Origin of the sequence: Diaminobutyricimonas aerilata (assembly GCF_002797715.1) — a bacterium.
In the GTDB taxonomy this organism is placed as follows: Bacteria; Actinomycetota; Actinomycetes; order Actinomycetales; family Microbacteriaceae; genus Diaminobutyricimonas; species Diaminobutyricimonas aerilata.
The window spans coordinates 317,914-338,195 of record NZ_PGFF01000001.1 but is presented as its reverse complement, the minus strand read 5'-3'; the positions used below and the strand labels follow the sequence as shown (position 1 = coordinate 338,195).

16 protein-coding genes and 1 tRNA gene are annotated in these 20,282 nt (G+C 70.5%); 1 reads left to right on the top strand and 16 read right to left on the bottom strand.

The annotated features are described in order from the left end of the window. Positions 1-25: 25 nt before the first annotated feature. The 9 genes from CLV46_RS01675 to CLV46_RS01635 form a co-directional block, all read right to left on the bottom strand. On the bottom strand, positions 26-1,429 hold the full coding sequence (locus tag CLV46_RS01675; protein ID WP_100363192.1) for a glycoside hydrolase family 5 protein: 1,404 nt from the start codon (positions 1,427-1,429) through the stop codon (positions 26-28). Then, positions 1,426-2,937, bottom strand: a complete 1,512-nt coding sequence (gene arfA / locus CLV46_RS01670; protein WP_100363191.1) for an arabinosylfuranosidase ArfA — start codon at positions 2,935-2,937, stop codon at positions 1,426-1,428. Before arfA ends, CLV46_RS01675 begins: the two co-directional genes overlap by 4 nt. A 46-nt stretch (positions 2,938-2,983) precedes the next feature. Next, complete coding sequence (locus tag CLV46_RS01665) at positions 2,984-3,862, bottom strand: carbohydrate ABC transporter permease (protein ID WP_100363190.1); 879 nt, start codon at positions 3,860-3,862, stop codon at positions 2,984-2,986. Continuing rightward, positions 3,859-4,800 (bottom strand): carbohydrate ABC transporter permease, encoded by a 942-nt coding sequence (locus CLV46_RS01660; protein ID WP_100363189.1) that lies wholly within the window; start codon positions 4,798-4,800, stop codon positions 3,859-3,861. The genes CLV46_RS01665 and CLV46_RS01660 overlap by 4 nt, the downstream gene beginning before the upstream one ends. An 80-nt stretch (positions 4,801-4,880) precedes the next feature. Next, a complete protein-coding gene (locus CLV46_RS01655) occupies positions 4,881-6,236 on the bottom strand; it encodes an ABC transporter substrate-binding protein (protein ID WP_100363188.1) in 1,356 nt (451 codons plus the stop codon). A gap of 132 nt (positions 6,237-6,368) precedes the next feature. Next, positions 6,369-7,322: a 3-hydroxyacyl-CoA dehydrogenase family protein gene (locus CLV46_RS01650; RefSeq protein ID WP_100363187.1), complete on the bottom strand. Its 954-nt coding sequence runs from the start codon at positions 7,320-7,322 to the stop codon at positions 6,369-6,371. Continuing rightward, positions 7,319-7,783, bottom strand: coding sequence for a ribose-5-phosphate isomerase (locus tag CLV46_RS01645; protein WP_100363186.1), 465 nt, complete (start codon positions 7,781-7,783; stop codon positions 7,319-7,321). Before CLV46_RS01645 ends, CLV46_RS01650 begins: the two co-directional genes overlap by 4 nt. Beyond that, positions 7,780-9,510 (bottom strand): dihydroxyacetone kinase family protein, encoded by a 1,731-nt coding sequence (locus tag CLV46_RS01640; RefSeq protein WP_100363185.1) that lies wholly within the window; start codon positions 9,508-9,510, stop codon positions 7,780-7,782. The genes CLV46_RS01645 and CLV46_RS01640 overlap by 4 nt, the downstream gene beginning before the upstream one ends. Continuing rightward, complete coding sequence (locus CLV46_RS01635) at positions 9,507-10,481, bottom strand: sugar phosphate isomerase/epimerase family protein (protein WP_245866421.1); 975 nt, start codon at positions 10,479-10,481, stop codon at positions 9,507-9,509. The genes CLV46_RS01640 and CLV46_RS01635 overlap by 4 nt, the downstream gene beginning before the upstream one ends. A gap of 113 nt (positions 10,482-10,594) precedes the next feature. Between CLV46_RS01635 and CLV46_RS01630 the strand changes: the two genes are divergently transcribed. Then, entirely contained in the window at positions 10,595-11,638 is a 1,044-nt protein-coding gene (locus tag CLV46_RS01630) for a LacI family DNA-binding transcriptional regulator (protein WP_342746090.1), read from the top strand. Between the two features lie 17 nt (positions 11,639-11,655). Here CLV46_RS01630 and CLV46_RS01625 read toward each other — a convergent pair whose 3' ends face one another. From CLV46_RS01625 to CLV46_RS01595, 7 genes are all read right to left on the bottom strand, one after another. Beyond that, positions 11,656-12,771 (bottom strand): COG1470 family protein, encoded by a 1,116-nt coding sequence (locus CLV46_RS01625; RefSeq protein WP_157802189.1) that lies wholly within the window; start codon positions 12,769-12,771, stop codon positions 11,656-11,658. A 76-nt stretch (positions 12,772-12,847) separates the two neighbouring features. Beyond that, a complete protein-coding gene (locus tag CLV46_RS01620; RefSeq protein ID WP_211282122.1) occupies positions 12,848-15,532 on the bottom strand; it encodes an alpha/beta hydrolase-fold protein in 2,685 nt (894 codons plus the stop codon). A gap of 278 nt (positions 15,533-15,810) precedes the next feature. Beyond that, positions 15,811-16,923, bottom strand: a complete 1,113-nt coding sequence (locus CLV46_RS01615) for a glycosyltransferase (RefSeq protein ID WP_100363180.1) — start codon at positions 16,921-16,923, stop codon at positions 15,811-15,813. Then, a complete protein-coding gene (locus CLV46_RS01610; protein WP_100363179.1) occupies positions 16,923-18,206 on the bottom strand; it encodes an LCP family protein in 1,284 nt (427 codons plus the stop codon). The genes CLV46_RS01615 and CLV46_RS01610 overlap by 1 nt, the downstream gene beginning before the upstream one ends. Positions 18,207-18,372: 166 nt before the next feature. Further along, positions 18,373-18,756: a cupin domain-containing protein gene (locus CLV46_RS01605; RefSeq protein WP_100363178.1), complete on the bottom strand. Its 384-nt coding sequence runs from the start codon at positions 18,754-18,756 to the stop codon at positions 18,373-18,375. 99 nt (positions 18,757-18,855) lie between these two features. Next, positions 18,856-18,943, bottom strand: a tRNA-Ser gene (locus tag CLV46_RS01600). A gap of 29 nt (positions 18,944-18,972) precedes the next feature. Beyond that, entirely contained in the window at positions 18,973-20,250 is a 1,278-nt protein-coding gene (locus tag CLV46_RS01595; protein ID WP_100363177.1) for an LCP family protein, read from the bottom strand. Positions 20,251-20,282: the final 32 nt, after the last annotated feature.

Sequence of the window (20,282 nt, the reverse complement as noted above, 5' to 3'; positions counted from 1 at the left end):
CCACGGGTCGGTGGCGTCCGTGCGTTCAGCGCGCGGAGGAGTCGGCGCGGAGGATGTCGGCGAGCCGCTCGCGCGTGAGGCAGTTCTCGAGGTCGAAGGCGGCGGCGAGCCGCTCGGCCTCATCCGGGGTCACTCCCTCGAAGCGCCGGGCGTACTCGTCGACCATCGCCTCGGCGAGGATGACGTGGCGCACGTGACCGTGGATCCAGCGGTGCGCGCCCCACGGGTAGGGCTGGAAGTCGGGGAACTCCTCTCGGAACAGCCGCTCGATCGGGTCGAGGATCCCGCGCACCCCGTGATCGGTCGAGCCCCAGGAATCCACGCCGAGCCGCGCCTTCTTCTCGAGCACCGGCGCGATCCGGGTGAGGTACTCCGACGCCGGATCGACGACGGCGAGACCCTGCAGCCCGACGTCCTTGTACGTCCACAGTGCCCAGCTCGCGCCGTGCGCGCGGTAGATGTCGAGCTGGTCCTGCAGCAGACGGTAGCGCTGCTCGTCCCGCTCCGGGTCGCCGGTGTAGACGGGACCGAACTCGCCCACCCAGATCGGCGTGCCGGTCTCCCGCATGTACGCGGTGCGGGTGAGGAAGGTCTCCTCGACGCGGTCGCGGTCGACGTGCTGCCCGCGGCTCACCCCGGGATACGGGCCGCCGTCGACGAAACCGGGGAGGGCGTAGTCGTGCGCGGTGTAGACGCAGTTCGGCAGCGGATCGCCGAGCTGGTCGAACTGGGTCGAGTAGCGGTTGCCGTCGAGGAAGAGGATGTGGTCGGGGTCGACGGCGCGGATGGCCGCCTCGAGACGGCGGTAGAACGGTCCGATCGCGCTGCCGTGCGTGTCCCCCGGCTCGTTCACCGGGTTGTAGCCGGCGACCCACGGGTCGCCGCGGTAGTGCTCCGCGATCCGCTCCCACAGGTTCACGACGCGGTCCTGGAACTGCCGCTGACCCCAGAAGGCCGCCCACTGGGTGGGGTTGTCGCTGTGCCAGTGCTGGTTCTGCGCTCCCGGCACGGCGTGCAGATCCAGGATCGTGTAGATGCCGTGGCGGGCGCACGCGTCGACGATGCGGTCGAGCAGGCGGAACCCGGACTCCTTGATCTCGAAGGGCGCGGCGTCGTCTTCGAAGTGGCGGTAGTTGAAGGGCACCCGCAGCGAGTTGAGTCCGAGTTCGGCGAGCTTCGCCGCGTCGGCATCCGTGAAGAACGCGTCGAGGAAACGGTCGAAGAACCGCGAGTAGCTCTCCTCCCCCATGCTCCGCAGCAGGGCCCGGCGCGTCTGCGACTCGGAGCCGGCGTGACCGGTGATGAAGTTCTCCATGTTGAGCGACCCGCCCAGGCCGAAACCGCGCAGCACGACGGGGGTGTCGCCCGCGAGGATCCGGTCGCCGACGACCCGCAGGATCGGGGTGCTCCCCGCGTCGGTGGCACTCATCGGAGCCTCAGCGCCGTCCACGACACGGGAGGGAGCGTGACGGCGACCGACCGGTCGCCCACCACCACCGAGTCGTTGGGGCGCAGTCCCACGCGTTCGGGCTGCTCGAGCGTGTTCGCCGCGTGCATGTCGTCGTCATGCAGCAGGTGCGCCGCCTCGAGGGTCACGGCACCGAGCGTGCTCGTGTCGATCTCGACGGTCACCTCCTGGTCGAGGCTGCGGTTCACGAGGAAGACCGAGGTCGCTCCCGCCTCCGCGTCGTGGGTGGCGACGGCGTCGACGACCGGCACCGCGCCGTACAGCGCCGTCTCGTAGGTCGGCGAGTCGAGCTTCAGCTCGAGCGTCTGACCCGTCGCCCACTGCGAGGTGATCGCGAACGGGAAGAAGGTCGTCTGCCGCCAGGCCGGCCCCCCGGGCTCGGTCATGATCGGGGCGATCACGTTCACGAGCTGCGCCAGGCTCGCCGAGGTCACCCGGTCGGCGTGCCGCACGAGCGAGATCATGAGGTTCGCGAAGACCACGGCGTCCGCGACGCTGTACGAGTCCTCGAGCAGGCGCGGGGCCACCGGCCACTCGTCGATGTGCGTGATGCGGTCGACCTCGTTGTACCGCGACTGGTACCAGACGTTCCACTCGTCGAACGAGATCTGCATCGTCTTGTCGCTGCCGCGCACCGCCTTCACGTGGTCGGCGGTCGCCGCGACGGAGTCGATGAAACGGTCCATGTTGACCGCCGAGGCGAGGAAACTGCCGTAGTCGCCGTTCTTCGGCTCGTAGTACGCGTGGCAGGAGATGTAGTCGACCTCGTCGTAGGTCTCCTCGAGCACGACGCGTTCCCACGTGCCGAACGTCGGCATCCCCGCCCCGGAGCTGCCGCACGCGACGAGTTCGAGGTCGGGGTCGAGCTGGCGCATCGCGCGCGCCGTCTTCACGGCGAGCTGCGCGTAGTCCTGCGCGGTGCCGTGGCCGAGCTGCCACGGTCCGTCCATCTCGTTGCCGAGGCACCACATCCGTACCCGGTGCGGCTCGGCGACCCCGTTCGCCACACGCCAGTCCGACAGCCGGGTGCCCGATCGCACGTTCGCGTACTCGAGCACGTCGAGCGCCTCCTGCACCCCGCGGGTGCCGAGGTTCACGGCGTACATGAGCTCCGCATCCACCTTCGACAGCCACGAGGCGAACTCGTCCAACCCGACCTCGTTCGTCTCGGTCGAGTGCCACGCCAGGTCCAGTCGTCGAGGTCGCTCCTCGCGCGGACCCACCCCGTCCTCCCAGCGGTAGCCGGAGACGAAGTTGCCGCCGGGGTAGCGCACGGCGGTCACGCCGAGCTCCCGCACGAGGTCGATCACGTCGGTGCGGAATCCCTCCTCGTCGGCCGAGGGATGACCGGGTTCGTAGATGCCGTCGTAGACGCAGCGTCCCAGGTGCTCGACGAACGAGCCGAACAGGCGGCGGTTGATGGGGCCGACGACGAAGTGCGGGTCGACGGTGAGGTGGGCTCTGTTCACAGTTCTCTCTCGTGCGGGTGGGTGTCGGGCGACGTGATGTGCGGGGTCACTTGAGGCTGCCGATCGCGAGACCGCCCTGCCAGTACTTCTGCAGGGTGAGGAACGCGATGACGAGCGGGATGACCGAGACGAGCGAGCCGAGGATGATGATGCTCCACAGCGACGTGCCGCCCGCGTTGTTGGCGGAGGCGATGCCCTGCCACTGCCCGATGCCGACGGTCACCGGGTAGAGCCGGTTGTCGGAGAGCATCGCGAGCGGCAGGAAGTAGTTGTTCCACGACGACACGATCGACAGCAGCAGCACCGTGACGATGGCCGGGCGCAGCATGGGCAGCGCCACCTGCGCGAACGTGCGGAGTTCGCCGGCGCCGTCGACCCGCGCGGCGTCGAGCAGCTCGTCGGGTACCGCGTCCCGAGCGTAGATGTGCATCAGGTACACGCCGAACGGGTTGAGCAGCGTCGGCAGGATGACCGCCCAGATGGTGTTGGTGAGGCCGAGCTCCGAGAACATGATGAACGTGGGGATCACGAGCGCGGTCGTCGGCACCATCACGGATCCGAGCAGCACCGAGAACCCGATCCGGCGGCCGCCGAACCGGAATTTCGCGAACCCGTATCCCGCCGCGACGGCGAGCACGGTCGCGCCGACCCCGCCGACGACGGCGTAGAGGGTCGAGTTGAGCAGCCACCGCAGGTAGATGCCGCCGTCGTACGAGAACAGGTCGATCAGGTTGCCGAGGTAGTCGACCTCGCCCGCGAACCACAGGGCGCTGCCCCCGCCGAACAGGCCCGCCGCATCCTTCGAGCTGTTGACGATGACCCACCAGAACGGGATGAGGAAGTAGACGAGCAGGAAGCCGAGCAGGATCTGCAGCGGCAGGTGCCGGGATGCGCGGCCACGACGAGCCAGGGGTGCGGTGGTCATGAGAGGAAGCTCCCGCGCTTGCGAGTGGCGAACAGGAAGATGTAGACGCAGACGAAGACGACGGCGCCGAGTGCGAACGAGATCGCCGAGCCGTAGTTGTAGTTCGCGAGGGCGAACGCCTGCTGGTACGCGTACATGTTGGGCGTGTAGTCGGAGGGGATCGCGCCGGCGGCGAGGTAGCGCAGGATCTGCGGTTCGTTGAAGAACTGCAGCGTGCCGATGAGCGCGAACACCAGGATCAGCACGAGCGCGGGCATGATCAGCGGGATCTTGATCCGCAGCGTGATCTGCCACTGGTTGGCGCCGTCGATGCGGGCCGCCTCGTACAGCGTCGGGTCGATGCCCTGCAGCGCGGCGAACAGGATGATCATGTAGTAGCCGGCCCACTGCCAGATGACGATGTTGAGCAGACCGAAGAACACGAGTTCGCGGCTCAGTAGATCGGGAGCGGTCGCTCCGAGCGCTCCGAAGATCTCGGCGAGCGGGCCGAAGTTCTTGCTGTACAGGAAGCCCCACATGAGCGCGCCGATGACGGCGGGGATCGCGTAGGGCAGGAAGATCATCAACCGCGAGAAGCGCGCGAACGCCGTGGTGACGACATCGAGCACGAGCGCCATGGCGAGCGAGATCGCCATCTGGATCGGGATGAGGATCACCGAGAACCGGATGACGAACCAGGCGCCGTCGAGGAAGTCCGGGTCGGTGAAGGCCTTGAGGTAGTTGTCGAAGAGCACGAAGCGCTCTCCGCCGATGAGCTGGTTCTGGAAGAGGCTGAGGTACAGCGCGTAGAGCAGCGGCGCGACGAGCAGGGCGAGGAAGACGATCGCGAACGGGCCGACGAAGGCCCATCCCATGATGTGCTGCCGGGCGGCGGTGCCGGCACGGCGCGAGGTCTTCGACGGCGGCCTCGTCGGCGCGGCCGTGAGTTCGACGGTCATGGAGTTCTCCGGTTCGAGGGTCGGGCGGGCGTGTGACGTGGGCCGGCCGGCGAGGCCGGCCGGCCCACGTCGTCGAGGTGCTACTCGACGGTGAAGCCCTGCTCCTCCGCGTAGGCGGTCACGTCGGCCTGCAGCCGGTCGGCGGCCTCGGATCCGGTGATCGAGCCTTCGTTGATCTCGGCGAGCTGCTCGGTGAACGCGTCGTAGTAGTACTGGCCGAACGGCGTGTAGGTCATGCCGGTGTAGGCGTTGGCCGCCGGCACGTAGACCTCCTTGTTGGCCTGCTGCCCGCCGAAGAACGGCACCTCGTACTCCTCGAACTCGGGCGAGTTCAGGGCGTTGAGGTTGAGCGGGAAGATGACCTGGTTCTGCCAGCCGTCGGTGAGCGACGCCTCGTCGGCGTAGACGCCGAACGCGACCTTCGCCGCGAGCTCCGGGTCGGATGCCTGACTCGTCACCGAGAAGGCCGATCCGCCCCAGTTCACGTACACGGGGTTGGCCGGATCCCACTGCGGCAGCGGCGCGACGCCCCACACGCCGGCGTCCTCGCCCTCGCCGACACCCGCGCCGGTGAGGTAGCCCGGCGCCCACGCCGCGGAGATGTAGGTGGCGTAGTCGCCGCCGATGACGCCCGAGATGTACTCGGGGGTGAACTGGTCCTGCGTGCCGACGAGACCCTTCTCGACGAGCCCGGCCCAGTAGTCGAGCACCTGCTTCGACGCGTCGTCGTTGAGCTCGATGCCGATGTTCTCCGGCGAGGCGGAGTCGTAGGTGAACGGCTGGGCACCGGCCTGGTACTGCAGCGCCATCGTGACGGCGGGCACGTTCGCCCCGTGGTCGCCGAACAGCGGCCCACCCGCATCCTTCATCTTCTGCGCGGCGGCCTCGTACTCCGCCCACGTCGTGGGGGGCGTGATGCCGTACTGCTCGAAGAGGTCCTTGCGGTAGATCATGCCCATCGGGCCGCCGTCGACGGGCACGCCGTAGACGCCGTCGCCGACCGAGACGTCCTTCCAGGCGCCCTCGCTGTAGTCGTCCTTGACGTCCTCGTAGCCGAGCTCCGAGAGGTCGGCGAGCGACTCCTGGATCTGGAAGGTGGGGATGCGGTCGGCCTCGATCATGATGACGTCGGGGGCGCCGGTGCCCGCGGTGATCGCCGTCTGGAACTTGTCGTACTCGTCGCTGCCCTGACCGACGTTGGTCCAGCAGACCTGCACCTCGTCGTTCTGCTCGTTGAAGTTGTCGACGACGAGTTCCATGTTCGGGTACCAGGCCCACATGGTGACGGTCGGCAGATCCTTCTTCGGGATCTCATTGGTGCAGTTGGTCGCGTTGCCGCCTCCGCCGCCGCCCTGATCGCCGCCTCCCGAGCAGGCGACCAGTGCTGTGGACAGGGCGAGTGCGGCGGCCGCAGTAATGACGGTCTTCGTCTTCACCGGGTGTTCCTTTCGGGTGCGTGGACATCTTTGTCGGTGCGACACGGCGGCCGGGCCGCCGTGTACAACGTTGTATATCTACAACGTTGTACACGACAATAGCCGAGTGGCCTCAGCTGTCAATAGGGCCGATCAGTACTGGACGGGAGGCGGCCCGAGTCGCTCGAGCAGCGCGCTCAGCGCCGCGTACGCCTCGTCGCGGTACGCGACGAGTTCGGGCTGCTGCTCGGGCGGCGTCGAGAGGTAGCCGCGCCCCGACTTCACGCCCTTCTCGCCGCGGGCGGTGCGCTCGGTGAGCGAGTGCGGCGGCTGGAACCGATCCGGATACGCGGCACTGAGCGAGCCGTAGCAGAACTCGTACACGTCGAGCCCGGCGATGTCGGCGATCGCGAAGGGTCCGAAGAACGGCAGGCGGAATCCGAACGTCGTGCGGGCGATGAGGTCGACCTCTTCTGCCGAGGCGACCCCCTCCTCCACGAGTCGCGCGGCCTCGGTGAAGAGCGCGTACTGCAGCCGGTTGAGCACGAAGCCCGTCACGTCGGCCACCCGCACCCCGACCTTGCCGCTCGCGGCGAGCAGGTCGATGACCGCCGGCACGAGGGACTCGTCGGTGCCGGCGTGCGGGATGACCTCGACCCCGGGCACGAACGGCGCGGGGTTGCTGAAGTGCACGCCGAGGAACCTCTCGGGGGCCGCGACCGCCGTCGCGAGATCGGCGATCCGGATGGTCGAGGTGTTGCTGCCGATGATCGCGTCCGCGGGGGCGGCCGCCGAGATCCGGCCGAGCACGTCGTGCTTGACGCTGAGGATCTCGGGCACCGCCTCCTCGACGAACCGGGCCTCCGCGACGGCGGCCTCCATGGAGGGGGCGGCCGTCACGTGCTCGGCGACGCGCTCCTGCGCATCCGCCGGCCACAGGCCTCGGGACGCGTACGCGCCCGCCTCGCGGATGACGCGCTCGCGACTGGCCGTCGCGACCTCGGCGGAGACGTCGGCGAGCGCCACCTCCCTGCCGGCGAGCGCGAGCACTTGCGCGATGCCGCCGCCCATGTAGCCGGATCCGACCACTGCGGTCCTGTCGATCATCGTGCGTCCCCTTCCTCGTACCCCTCGATGAGTTCCACCTTCGCCGCCGAGGCGGAACCGGGGTCGAACTCGTGCGACAACCACTCATCGGTGAGCTTCTTCGCGAGCTCGATGCCGATCACGCGCGCACCGAAGGTGAGCACCTGGGCGTTGTTGCTCAACACCGACCGCTCGACCGAGTAGCTGTCGTGCGCGGTGACGGCGCGCACCCCGCGCACCTTGTTGGCGGCGATCGCGACGCCGAGTCCGGTGCCGCAGACGAGGAGCGCACGGTCGACCGAGCCATCCGCCACCTTCTCGGCCGCCGCGATCGCGACGCGCGGGTACGGTGTCGTGCCGTCGGCATCCACACCGACGTCGATCACCTCGCGCACGCGCGGGTCCTTCTCGAGGTACTCGCGGAGCACCTCCTTGTAGGCGAATCCGGCGTCGTCGGCTCCGATGACGATGCTCCAGGTCATGACTGACTGCCTTCCTTCTCGAGTACATCCGCGACGGTCGCGGCGATGAGGGCGAACGAGATCGCTCCGGGGTCCGGATGCCCGACGCTGCGTTCGGCGAGCGGCCGCGCCCGTCCCTTGCGGGGGGTGAGCGCCGCCGTCTCGTCGGCGGCCGCGCGGGCGACGTCCGCGGCGGATCTCGCCGCGACCGCGAGCACCGCGCCGTCGGCGACTGCGCGCGCGAGGGCGTCGCGGTACGGCAGCACGGCGTCGACCATGGTCTTGTCGCCCGGTTCGGCACCGCCGAGTCGCACGAGCTCCTCCGCGGCGGCGGCGACCGCCTCGCCGATGACTACGGGGGTGTACCTCTCCCGGTCGCCGAGAGCGGCGCCGAGGGCGCCGAGGGCGGCCCCCCAGAGCGCGCCCGAGGTGCCGCCGGCCTTCTCGGACCACGCCGAGCCCGCGCCGTCGAGCAGCTCCTCGATGCCGACCGCCGGGTCGGCGTCGTCGGCCGCGCGGCACGCGGCTTCGAGCCCGCGCAACATCCCCACGCCGTGGTCGCCATCGCCCGCGACCGCGTCGAGGGCCCCGAGGGCGTCGACTTCGGACCGGACGGCCTCTCGTGCGGCGTGCAGCAGGTTCCGCGCCGCGCCGGCCGCCGCGATCGACGCCTCGCCGACGGCCACAGTCGGCCGCTCGGCGACCGGGGCGGCCGCGTCCTCCGGTGCCGTCGGCGCCGCGGTGCCCGGCTCGACGGACCCTCGTCGGAAGGCGGGAGCCGAGGCGGGGGCGAGCCACAACTGCTCGAGCTCCTCTTCGAGCCACATGAGGGTGAGCGAGACGCCGGCCATGTCGAGGCTCGTGACGAGCTCGCCGCACTCCGGTGCGACGATCTCCACGTCCGCCGCGGCGAGCTCGTCGGCGACGTACCGGTAGAGCACGAACAGCTCCTCGTACTTCACGGTGCCCAGCCCGTTGACGAGCAGGGTCGCCCGGCGGCCCGCCCCTTCGGGCCGTTCCGCGAGCAGCGGCTCCAGCAGGGTGCGGGCGAGCTCCGGTGCGCGTTGCATCGGCACGTCGCGCACGCCCGGTTCGCCGTGGATGCCGAGGCCGATCGACATCATGCCCTCGGGAACGGTGAACAGCGGCTCCGCGGCGCCGGGGAGCGTGCATCCGGCGAATGCGACGCCGTGGCTGCGGGTCATCGCGTTCGCCCGCCGCGCCAGTCGCTCGACCTCGTCGAGGGAGTCGCCGCGTTCGGCGGCCGCGCCCGCGATCCGGAAGACGCAGAAGTCGCCGGCGATCCCCCGCCGACGATCGATCTCGTCGACGGGGGCGCTCGCGACGTCGTCGGTGACGAGCACGGTGCGCACGTCGATGCCGTCCTCGCGCAGCTTGCGCTCCGCCTCGCCGAAGTGCAGCACATCGCCCGCGTAGTTGCCGTAGCTGAAGAGCACGCCGCCGCCCGCCTCGGCGGCGCGCGCGACGCGGACGGCCTGGCCGGCCGACGGCGAGGTGAAGATGTTGCCGCAGACGGCGCCGGCGGCCATGCCGACGCCGACGACGCCCGCGAAGGCGGGATAGTGGCCCGAGCCCCCGCCGACGACGACGGCGACGTTGCCAGGAGCAAGCGGGTGCGCGCGGACCACGCCGCCGTCGACGCGGCGCACCCGATCGGCGTTGGCGAGCGCGAATCCGGTGAGCGCGTCGTCGACGAAGGTGTCGGGATCGGAGTGGATGCGGGTCATCGGTTTCTTCCTTCCGGGTAGTGCTGTCGCACGCGACTCCTGCCCACCTCGACCGGACGCCGGGGAAGCACCCGGGTGCGCAGGTAGTCGCGGTTGGCGGCGCTCATGCTCAGTCCGTCGCCGCCGTAGTGCTCGGTGCAGATGACGCCCTGGAACCCCGAGGCGAGCGCGATCTTGACCGAGGACCGGTAGTCGATGAGCCCGTTTTCGAGGTAGCTGGGCACGGCCGAGAACCAGCCGGCGACGGCGTCCTCGTCGCGGCTGTAGTTCTTGACGTGCCAGAAGTTCGCGTACGGCATCGTGGCTTCGACGATGTCGCGCCAGTGCTCGACCGGTTCGTGGAGGCGGATGAGGTTGCCGATGTCGGGGTTCAGTCCGACCACGTCGAGGTCGATCTCCTCGACGAGTCGCACCGCGGATGCGGCGGACCCGAGCAGGGTGTGCTCGTACAGTTCGAGGGAGAGCAGCACGCCCACCTCAGCCGCGTGCCGGCCGAGTTCCCGGAACCGGCTCGCGGCGAGCGAGCGGACCTCGTCGGCATCCCGGTCGCGGTGACCCGCGACCGTCCAGAACCAGAGCTGCTTGCGCTGCTCGTCGGTGAGAGCACGATGCAATCCGAACGAGACCACGCCCACCCCGAGCTCGGCCGCCCGGTCGAGGGTGCGGTGCGCGAAGGCGAGGTGGTCGTCGCCGTGCTCCTCGTCGATCACGCTCCGCCGGATGGCCGAGAGTGAGACGGCGCTCACGCCCGCCTCGTCGATCGTCTCGCGCAGCAGTCGCGTCTGCTCGTCGGTCAGGTCGCCGAACGGCAACCAGGAGTCGGTCAGGTCGATCTCGGTGAAGCCGGCGTCGGCGACCTCCTGGAGATCGTCGCGCCATCGCCCGCGCTCGGCGGGATCGCCCGAACGCGGGGCGGATCCGAACGACAGCATCGAGGCTGCGATCGGCCAATCATCGGCGGTCAGACTCACGGTCACTCCATCTCTCCAGGGTCGGTGCTCCCGGGGCGGGAGCACCGGGGCGCTACGGTTACAGTGATCCGCCACACGAGACGGGAGCATCGATGGGGCCGACGCTTCACGACGTGGCGAGGCTCGCCGGTGTCTCGATCAAGACCGTCTCGAATGTCATCCACGATTACCCGTACGTCAAGGACGCGACGCGAACTCGCGTGCAGAACGCGATCGACACGCTCGGCTACCAGCCGAATCTCTCCGCCCGCGGACTGCGTTCGGGACGCACCGGGGTCATCGGCCTCGCGGTGCCCGCATTGCGCGAGAACTACTTCGCCGAGCTCGCCGACGCCGTGATCCGCGCGGCCGAGAGCCGGGGGCTCAGCGTGCTCGTGGAGCAGACCAGCGGCGACCGTGATGCGGAGCTGCGCGTGCTCTCCGGCAGCCGACCCCGGTTCCTCGACGGCCTGCTCTTCAGCCCGGTGGCGCTCGGTCAGGACGACGCGAAGTTCCTCGAGGTGCCCTACCCCATCGTGCTGCTCGGCGAGCGCATCTTCGGGGGACCGACCGATCACGTGACCATGCACAACACGTCGGCCGCCCGAGCCGCCGTCGAGCACCTGATCGGCATCGGCCGCCGCCGGGTCGCGGTGGTCGGTGCGAGCGTCACCGACACCGGCACCAACTCGAGCACCCTGCGTCTGCGCGGCTACCGGCAGGCGCTCGAAGCCGCGGGCATCGGCTTCGACCCCGACCTGGTGCGCGAGTGCGCGCACTGGAACCGCGACGGCGGCGCCGAGGCGACGCACCGTCTCATCCGCGACGGGGTCTCCTTCGACGCCGTCTTCGCGCTCAACGACTCCCTCGGTCTGGGCGTGCTGCGCGCCCTGCGCGAAGAGGAGATCCGGGTGCCCGAGGACGTCGCCGTCATCGGATTCGACAACATCGACGAGGCCCGCTTCTCGGTGCCCTCGATGTCGAGCGTCGCGACGAAGCGGGAGGAGCTCGCCGAGGCGGCGGTCGCGCTGCTCACCGAGCGCTTCCAGGAGAAGGAGCCGCGACTGCCTCCGCGACTGGTGCAGCCCGACTTCACGATCGTCGCCCGGGAGTCGACCGGCACGTACTCGCCGACCCACGCCGACGCCACGCCCGCCGGAGCGTCGCAGGAGCGCTGAGCGGGGGCGGACGCCCGTCACTCGCCCACCCGCGCACCCGGGTCGGGTGCCGGCGTGGCCGGCGTGGCCGGCGTCGTCGCCGCGGCGACGGCCGCGTCGATGCGCGCCTGCACCCGCGCCGCCGCGCGACGGCGCGACAGCCGGAGGGCGAGCAGCAGGCCGGCGAGCACGACGAGGTAGAGCAGGGTCGGCCACGGGACGGTCGAGGCGACGAAGGAGGCCGTGTCTCCCTCTGGCTCGACGTCCAGATCGTCGTCGCCGACGACGCCGGCCCGGATGTCGATGTCGCCCCAGCTCGCCAGGAGCGGCCACACCGGCATCCGCACGGTGACCGCGGCATGCTGACCCGGCAGCACCTCCCGCTGCTCGGTCGACGCGGTCGCGGGAGCGGCGCCGAACGGACCCGCTGCCGTCACCGTGCTCTCGGCCCCGAGCCGCACGTTGCCGGAGTTCGCGACGGAGAACCGCACGGTCGCCGTGCCGGGGGCGAACGGATTCCACGACGGCTCGAACGACACCTGCGTGTCGCGCACCTCGAGTCGGGCCACCACGTCGCCGGTGACCCGCAGATGCAGCCTCACACCCACGCGCGAGGTCAGATCGACATCCTCCGACGAGCGGGAGAGCTCGGCCACGATGCCGGCGGGATGATCGCCCGGGCTCGCGTCCTCGGGCACCCGCACCTCCACCGGCACGGCGAGCACCGTGCGCCCGGGGACCTCGACGGTGATGCCGCCCCCGTCGCGGGGGCGGGCGCCGTCGAGCCGGCCGAACGTGACCCACTCGCCGGCCCCGGTGGACTCCTCCCCCTCGGGCAGGATGTCGAAGCTTCCCCCCTCGGTGACGACGCCGTCGCTCGCGAAGACGTCGAACGCGACCGACTGCGCGCTGTAGTTCGTGAGCGCGAGGGCGTCGGTCACGGTCGCGCCGGGGTCGAGTCGATGACGCAACGAGACCCGGCCGTCGGGCACGCCGCCCGTCGAGGGCTGGAAGGCCCACGTGGTCTCGGTGGACTCGGTCGTCGTGGCCGGATGGCCGGGCGGCGCGGCGGACGACGTGATCGCGCCGGAGGCGGCGGAGCAGCCCGCGACGAGAGCGAGGAGGAGAGCGGCGCGCCGCACGGGGAAACGCAAGATCAGTCCTTGAACAGTGGGGCGCGCGGCCGGCCGGAACGAGGTCCGACCGGCCGCGCGGACCGGCGAGCGCCGGTCAGTCGACAGGGAACAGCGACACGGTGATCTTCCCGGTGTAGGTGCCGGGCTGGGTGTCCACCGGGACCTCCAGCGACAGCGCCGCACCGAGCTTCGCCGAACCGAACCGTCCTTCACGGTCGGCCGAGGCGAGACGGCCGGGGGTGTCCAGCCCCGATCCGCCGCTCATGACGGTGGCGACTGGCGCCCCCGCCGTGAGCCCGGGACGCGGCGTGAGCACCTGCGGCGTCCAGCCGAGGTGGTCCGCGCCGACGGTCTGGCCGGTCGAGGTGAAGGCGTCCGCCTGACCCGACACCGCCCATCCGCCGACGCCCGCCTGCTGCGCGGTCCGCGAGTCGCTGACCGTCACCTCGGGCAGGGCGCCCGTGAAGCGCAAGCGGTCGCCGGCGTTCTCGGGTTCGGACAGCGTCACTCCGTCGCCGAAGTCGGCCACGGTGAGGGCGAGCACACCGTTCTCACCCTCTGCGATCGTCGCCTCGATCGGGATGCCCGCACTCGTGTCCGCCTTGAACAGCCGCGGCGCGAAGTCGATGAGCGCCTTCTGCCAGACGTCCCAGCTGTGCGGGCCCGGGATGAGCGGGGCGAACTCGTGGTTCACGCCGCGCTCCTCCATCGCCGCGATGAGCGAGAGGGTGGGCTGGTAGGTGAAGTCCTGCAGGTCACCGGAGTAGATCCGCAGCAGCTTCGTACCCGCGTTGATGGCCTCGATGTCGGCGTTCGCCGGCGGTGCGCCGAACGCGGAGAATCCGGACACGTACGCGAACTTCCCGGGGTGGGCCCACAGCGTGCTGAGCGCCTGGCCGGATCCCATCGAGAGGCCCGCGAGCGCGCGCTGCGCCGGGTCGGAGGACACGTGGTACGCGTTCTCGGCGGCCGGGACGATGCGCTCGAGCAGTTCCTTGGGGAAGTCGACCCCGTTGCCGTTGCCCATCACCACGACCATCGGCACGATGTCGCCCTTGCGGTACAGGTTGTCGAAGATCTGCGCCGCGCGGCCCACCTCGATCCAGTCGGTCCAGGTCTGCCCGCCGCCGTGTTGGAGGTAGAACACCGGGTAGGCCGCGGCCCGCTCGGCGTCGTATCCGGGCGGAGTCCAGACGTGGGCGGAACGTTGCTGCTCCCCCGCGGTGCTCGTGTAGGCCATCGTCGAGACGGCCCCGCGCTGCTCCGCCGGCACGTCCCCGGTGTACTCGCCGCGGATGCCGGGGCCGGCCACGAAGAACGTGCTCCAGTTGGGCTCCGAGGTCACCTTGGTCGGGTTCGACGTGTCCTTCTTGTCGACCCGGTCGACGACGAACTTGTAGTAGTACGAACCGCCGTCGAGCGGCCCGAGCGTCAGACGCCACCGGTCGCCCTGCTTCACCATCGGGATGCGCAACCAGTTGCCCGAGGGACCCCAGTTGGCCCAGATGGTGACATTCTTGGCGTTCGCGTACTCGGTGCCGGTCTCGAAGGTGACGATGCCGTTCTCGTCGACGAACGGGGTGGGAGTGAAGCCCGGTGCGGGCAGCGAGTGCGGCCCGTCGAGCTCGAGGTGTCCCTCGCTCGGGCCGGCGTCCTGGTCGGCTCCGAACAGGCGCGACGCGAAGTCGTGCAGGTTCTCCTGCCAGCTCTCCCAGATGCCTCCCGCGTCGGGGTTGACGCCGTCGAACTGGTACTCCACGCCCGCCGCGTCGAACTTGTCGAGAAGGGCGGCCGTGCGGTTGTAGGCCGGGTCGGTGCTGTTGCCCACGTAGAGCCGCACGAGGTCGGTCGCGGCGTTGATCTGCGCCGCCTTGGCCGCGCTCACGCTGCTCGTGAGCCCGCCCGAGAACGATCCGACGTGCGCGAACTCGCCGGGATCGGTGACGAGCAGGTTGAGGGCTTGCGACGCTCCCCTGCCGATGCCGGCGATGGCCCGGTCGGTCGGCTCGGCGGAGACGTTGAACGCCTCCTCGGCCGCGGGCACGATGTTGTCGAGCACTTCGGCGCGGGCGTCGCTCGAGTCGCCGTCGCCCATCACCACGACCATCGGCTCGATCTCGCCTTCCACGGCGAGGTTGTCGAGGATCTGCGCGGCACGGCCGAGTTCAGTCCACTCACGGTGGCTCTGTCCGGCATCCGGCAGCAGGTACAGCACCGGATACGGCTCGGCCCGGTCGGCGTCGTAGCTCGGCGGGGTCCAGACGAGCGCCGATCGTTCGGCGCCGGCCACCGTGCTGTCGTACGAGATCGTCTCGAGCTGTCCGCCGGCCGGTACGTCGGCGAGCCAGTCGGCCGACTCGCCGTCCACGAAGAAGGTGTTCCAGGTGGGCTGCGAGGTGACCTCCTGGGGGCTCGCGGGGTTGCGGAACCCGACGAGCTGCTCGGTTCCGCCGATCGTCGCCTCGAACTGGTAGTAGTACAGGCCCGGCTCGAGTGGTCCGAGGGTGGCCGAATAGTTGCCGTTGTTGAGCCCGAGGTTGAGCTGCGACCAGGTGCCGCCCGGTCCGAAGTTGCCCTCGACGGCGACGGCGACGGCCGCGGGCGTGGTGCCGACGGCGGCTTGCACAGCGCTCGCCGGCACCGTGAACCGGTGCAGGCCCTCCGCGGGCGAGGACAACCACGAGTCCTCGCCGGCGGCGCTCGCGGCGGGGGCCATCAGCAACCCTCCGGCGGTCAGCGCCGCGGCGGTCGTGAGCGCAGCCCACGAGCGCGATCTCACGCGGCGCCTGCGCCGCGTCTGCTCATCGATCATCTTCGATCTCCTGTTTTCGTCTCGACGCACGCCAGCGTGCGCATCCCTCTCGCGGGCTGACGCGCCCGCGAGCCGCCGACAGGTCCGCCAACGCCCCAGCAGGGAAATTTACAACGTTGTGAATCCGTCACCGCCCATGGTTCTGTACCCCACGATCGGGTGTCAAGAGGCAATGTACAACGTTGGAGAAGTCACATGCCGATTCGAGGCGTCCACGGGTCACCGCGCCGAACAGGCGAGCGCTGCTACGAGCGGCCCGCCAACTCGACGAGCGCCGGAACGACGGCCCCCACGGGCGGCAGACCGTCGTACTCGTTCGCGATGGTCGCGGCCCCGCGGGGCGGGTCGGCCAGCAGCCCGGCCACGACGTCGGCGATCCGATTCGGACGGGCGTGCAGCGCATCGAGGGCGGCTCCCGCGTCGAGCGCCGCCACCCGCTCCGCATTGAGGGACTGATCCGCACCCATCGGCAGCACGAGCACCGGCACGCCGCTCGCGAGCGCCCCGATCACGGTGCCGGAGCCGCCGTGGCAGACCACGACGTCGGCTCGCGGCAAGATCTCGTCGTGATCCACGAAACGCTCGATGCGGATGCGCGGCGCGCGTGGTGCGAGGAGCGCGGGGTCGACCTCCCGGCCGGTGGTCGTCACGACGTCGACATCGAGCGCCTCGAGGCCATCCAGCACGCGCTCGAAGAGATCCCCGGACTCCCGGTTGAAGACCGTGCCGAGCGTGAAGTAGACGAGAGGACGCGGCCCGCGCGGTCGCCGCGGCGGCACCGGCCGCGCGAACGACGTCGCACCGGGCGGCAGCGGCAGCGCCGGCGACCGGAACGACGGGGGGAACGGCGAGAGCACGAGATCGGCCGGCGGAACGCCGCGTCGCGCGCTCAGGTCGAACCTCGCGCGCAGGCGCCGCAAAGGCTCCGCGACGTCGCCCGGGCGCACGAGCCCGCCCGATGCGATGACGAGCACGACCGCGCACGGGACGCCCGCCGCCTCCGCGGCGGTCATCGCCCCGAAGTCCAGCTCGTCGCAGACGACGAGCTCCGGACGCCACTCGCGGATGGCGCGCGTGGTCGCCTCCGCGGCACGCAGCGCCGCGCTCCCCGCGAAGTGCTCGGCGATGACCGCGAACTCGTTGTCGAGGTCGAGCGGCACGAGCGGCTGAATGGGCTGGTCGGGCTGAGGATCGACTGGCTCGACAAGCGGCTCGAGGCCGTTCTCACGAGCGCGGAAGACGTGCTCGGCGCTCCCGCGCACCGCGACCTCGTGCCCGGCGGCGGCGAGCGCGCGGGCGACCGGCAGCAGGGGGTCGAGGTGTCCGCTCCCTCCGGCGAAGGAGAGAAGCGTGCGCATCAGTTGGCTTGCGAGCAGGTGTAGTCGGCCGCCGTCTGACCCTTCACACCGCTGAGCGTCTGCACGCCGGCAGCGTTCGGATCCGCGGCGGGCGCGGACGGATCGGCGGGAGCCGAGGGATCGGTCGGGGCGGCGGGAGGCGGTGTCTCGGTGACCGGCGCGTTCGGATCGGCCACCGCACCGGCGCGCAACGCGTTCTCGTCGAGGGCGAACGGCTGGTCGGAGCGGATGTAGTCGAACAGGGCGTCGGCCTGCGCGGTGATCGGCGCGACCTTCCCCTCGTACATGCCGCCGAGGCCCGTCGTGCCCGGGTACTGCACGAAGGTCACCTTCTCGAGCGGGATGTCCTTGAGTGCCATCGCGATCGCGGCCATCGTGTCGAGCGATCCGAGGCTCGACGACAGGGTCATGTTGCGGGTGGCGGCGCTCGCGATCCCGTACACCTTGCCCAGGTCGCCGAGGGTCTCACCGCTCTTCAGGGTGCGCACAAGGGATGAGAGGTAGACCTGCTGCGAGCTGATGCGACCCAGGTCGCTGCCGTCGCCCACGCCGTGCCGCGACCGGAGGAACGCGAGGGCCTCGGCGCCCGCGAGGTTGTAGGTGCCCGCCTCGGGCAGGTCGAGCCCGGTGTACGGGTCTCTGATGGCGTCGTTCACGCACACCGGCACTCCGCCGACCGCGTTCGACATCTCGATGACGCCCTGGAACGTGATCATGCCGGCGAACTGGATGTCGAGTCCGGTGAGCTCCTCGACCGCGAGCACGGCGCACGGCAGGCCGCCACGGCTCAGGGCGGAATTGATCGGGAGACCGGATGCGGCGGAGTAGCTGCCGTTCCCGTCCTCCTTCGGGCAGGCGGGGAAGGGGATGACGAGGTCGCGCGGAATGCTGACGGCGACGGCGTTGGAGTGATCCTGCGACACGTGCAGCAGCAGGTTCACGTCGTTGAGCGCGGTGTCGGTGTCGCCGGCGTATCCCTGATCCTTGCGGGTGTCGCTGCCCGCGATGAAGATGTTGAATCCGCCGTCCATCGCCGCGATGTTGGGCGGAGGGCCGGGCGTCTCCTCGATGAGCTGCACGGTCTCGATGTTGTCGGTGATGCCGCGCACCGCGATCGCGGCGAGGCTCGCGCCGCTCACCGAGACGACCGCGAGACACGTGGCGAGCACGGCGAGGATCGACTTCCAAGGGCGCGATCGCGGGAGCCGTCCGTGGCGCGCGATGCCGGCGCGCCGCTCGGCGGCACGTCGCGCCGCGCGGGTGCGGGGGCGCAGATCGCTCATGCGGACGGGGACCTTCCGTCGAGGGGGATTCGAGGCGGCGAAGGGCGATCCCGCTCGCGACGGAGGGATGCGCCACAGCCGCGGGACCCAGCGAGTGTAGCCGATGGCTCCTCAATACGCTCAGAGGCGGAGGTCCCACCGCCCCCGTCACGGGCGGCGCCCGACCTCAGCTGAAGTCGCCGACCTGCTGCTCGATCGGCACGGTGCCGTCGACGGTCACGTCCCCCGTGTGCGCGGTGGTCACCGTCTCGATCAGCACGATCTCGACCTCTTCGTCGGCGATCGGGTTGTGCTGCACCCCACGCGGCACGACGTGGAACTGCCCGGGCCCGAGGACGACCTCGCGGTCGTCGGGCAGTTGGATGCGGAGCCGGCCCGAGACGACGAGGAACATCTCGTCCTCGTGTTCGTGGGCGTGCCAGACCAGTTCGCCGAGGAGTCTGGCGACCTTGATGTACTGGTCGTTGACCCGGCCGATCACCCTCGGCGTCCAGTACTTCTCCACGCGGCGGAGTTCGGCGGCGATGTCGGTGGCGGAAACGTCGGTCATCCCCCCAGCCTGACCGCCGGACCGCGCTATCGCGCTGTCGGAGACCTCCGCGTCGAGCCCCACGCGGTTGTGGGAGTCGAACAAGGGTGACGCGGATCGTGGCGGAGGGCGTGGGATTCGAACCCACGAGACATTTCTGCCCACTGGTTTTCAAGACCAGCTCCATCGGCCGCTCGGACAGCCCTCCCGGAGACAGCCCGAGTGTAGCGCGGGGCGTCAGTCGGCGGCGACGGCGCAGGTGGGCGTCGCGGCCGTCTGACCCTCGAGCCCCTCGATGACCTCCGGGCCGGCCGGCGTCTCCGCCGGGGCGCTCGCGGAGGGGTCCGGAGCCGCCGGGGTCTCGACCGGAGTACTCGGGGCGGGGGGCGCCGCGTTCGGGTCCTCGACCACGCCGACCCGCTCGGACTGGTCGCCGAGCGCGAACGGACGGTCCTCCTGCAGGGCGGAGAACAGCTGCTCCGCCGTGTCGCGCACCGGGAACACCCGCCCCGCCTCGTCGCCGGACCCGTACTGGTTGGGGTACTGCACGAAGGCGACGGTCTCGAGCGGGATGTCCTTGAGCGCGGCCGCCATCGAGAGCATCGTGTCGATGTTGGCGAGGCTCTGGGACAGCTTCATGGTGTCGCGGGCGGCGATGGCGAGGCCGAGCACCTTCTGCGGGTTGCCGAGCGTCTCGCCGCTCTTGAGGGTGCGCACGAGGGAGGAGAGGAACATCTGCTGCGCGTTGATGCGGCCCAGGTCGCTCTCGTCGCCGATGCCGTGGCGGGTGCGCAGGAAGGCGAGCGCCTCGGCGCCGGCGAGCGTGTAGGTGCCCGCTTCCGGCAGGTTGATGCCGGTGTGCGGGTCGACGATCGGACCCGTCGTGCAGATCGGCACGCCGCCGATCGCGGAGGAGAGCTGGATGACGCCGTTGAAGGTGATGAGGCCGGCGAACTGGATCTCGAGGCCCGAGAGCTCCTCGACCGTCTTCACGACGCACGGCATGCCGCCGTGGGCGAGCACCGAGTTCATCGGCTGCGCCGACATGGGCGACTTCGGACCGCCGCCCTCCGGGTCGTCGCACGAGGGCACGGGCACGATGAGGTCGCGCGGGATGCTCACGGCCGTCGCCCGGCTGTGGTCGGCCGAGACGTGCAGCAGCATGTTGACGTCGTTGAGCGTCGCGTCGCGCTCACCGAACGCCTCGCTCTGCTGGTCGGGGTCGTTGTCGGCCCCGACGATGAGGATGTTGAAGCCGCCCGGGTACGCCCCGATCGACGGCGGGGCGGCGACGGCCTCGCCGTCGCCGCCGATGTCGAACGTCTCGATGCTGCTCGTGAACTGCCACACGCCGATCGCAGCGACGGAACCGACCCCGACGAGCACGACCGCGAGGGCCGCGGCGATGAAGGCGAGCACGCTGCGCGGGGTGCTGCGGGCAGGCAGCCGTCCGTGACGCGCGAACGCGCGCGGACCGCGACGACGGGTCGGCGCGGCGGTGTCGGGCTGGCTCACTCGGCTCCTGCGGCTCGGGTCGGGGGAGGACA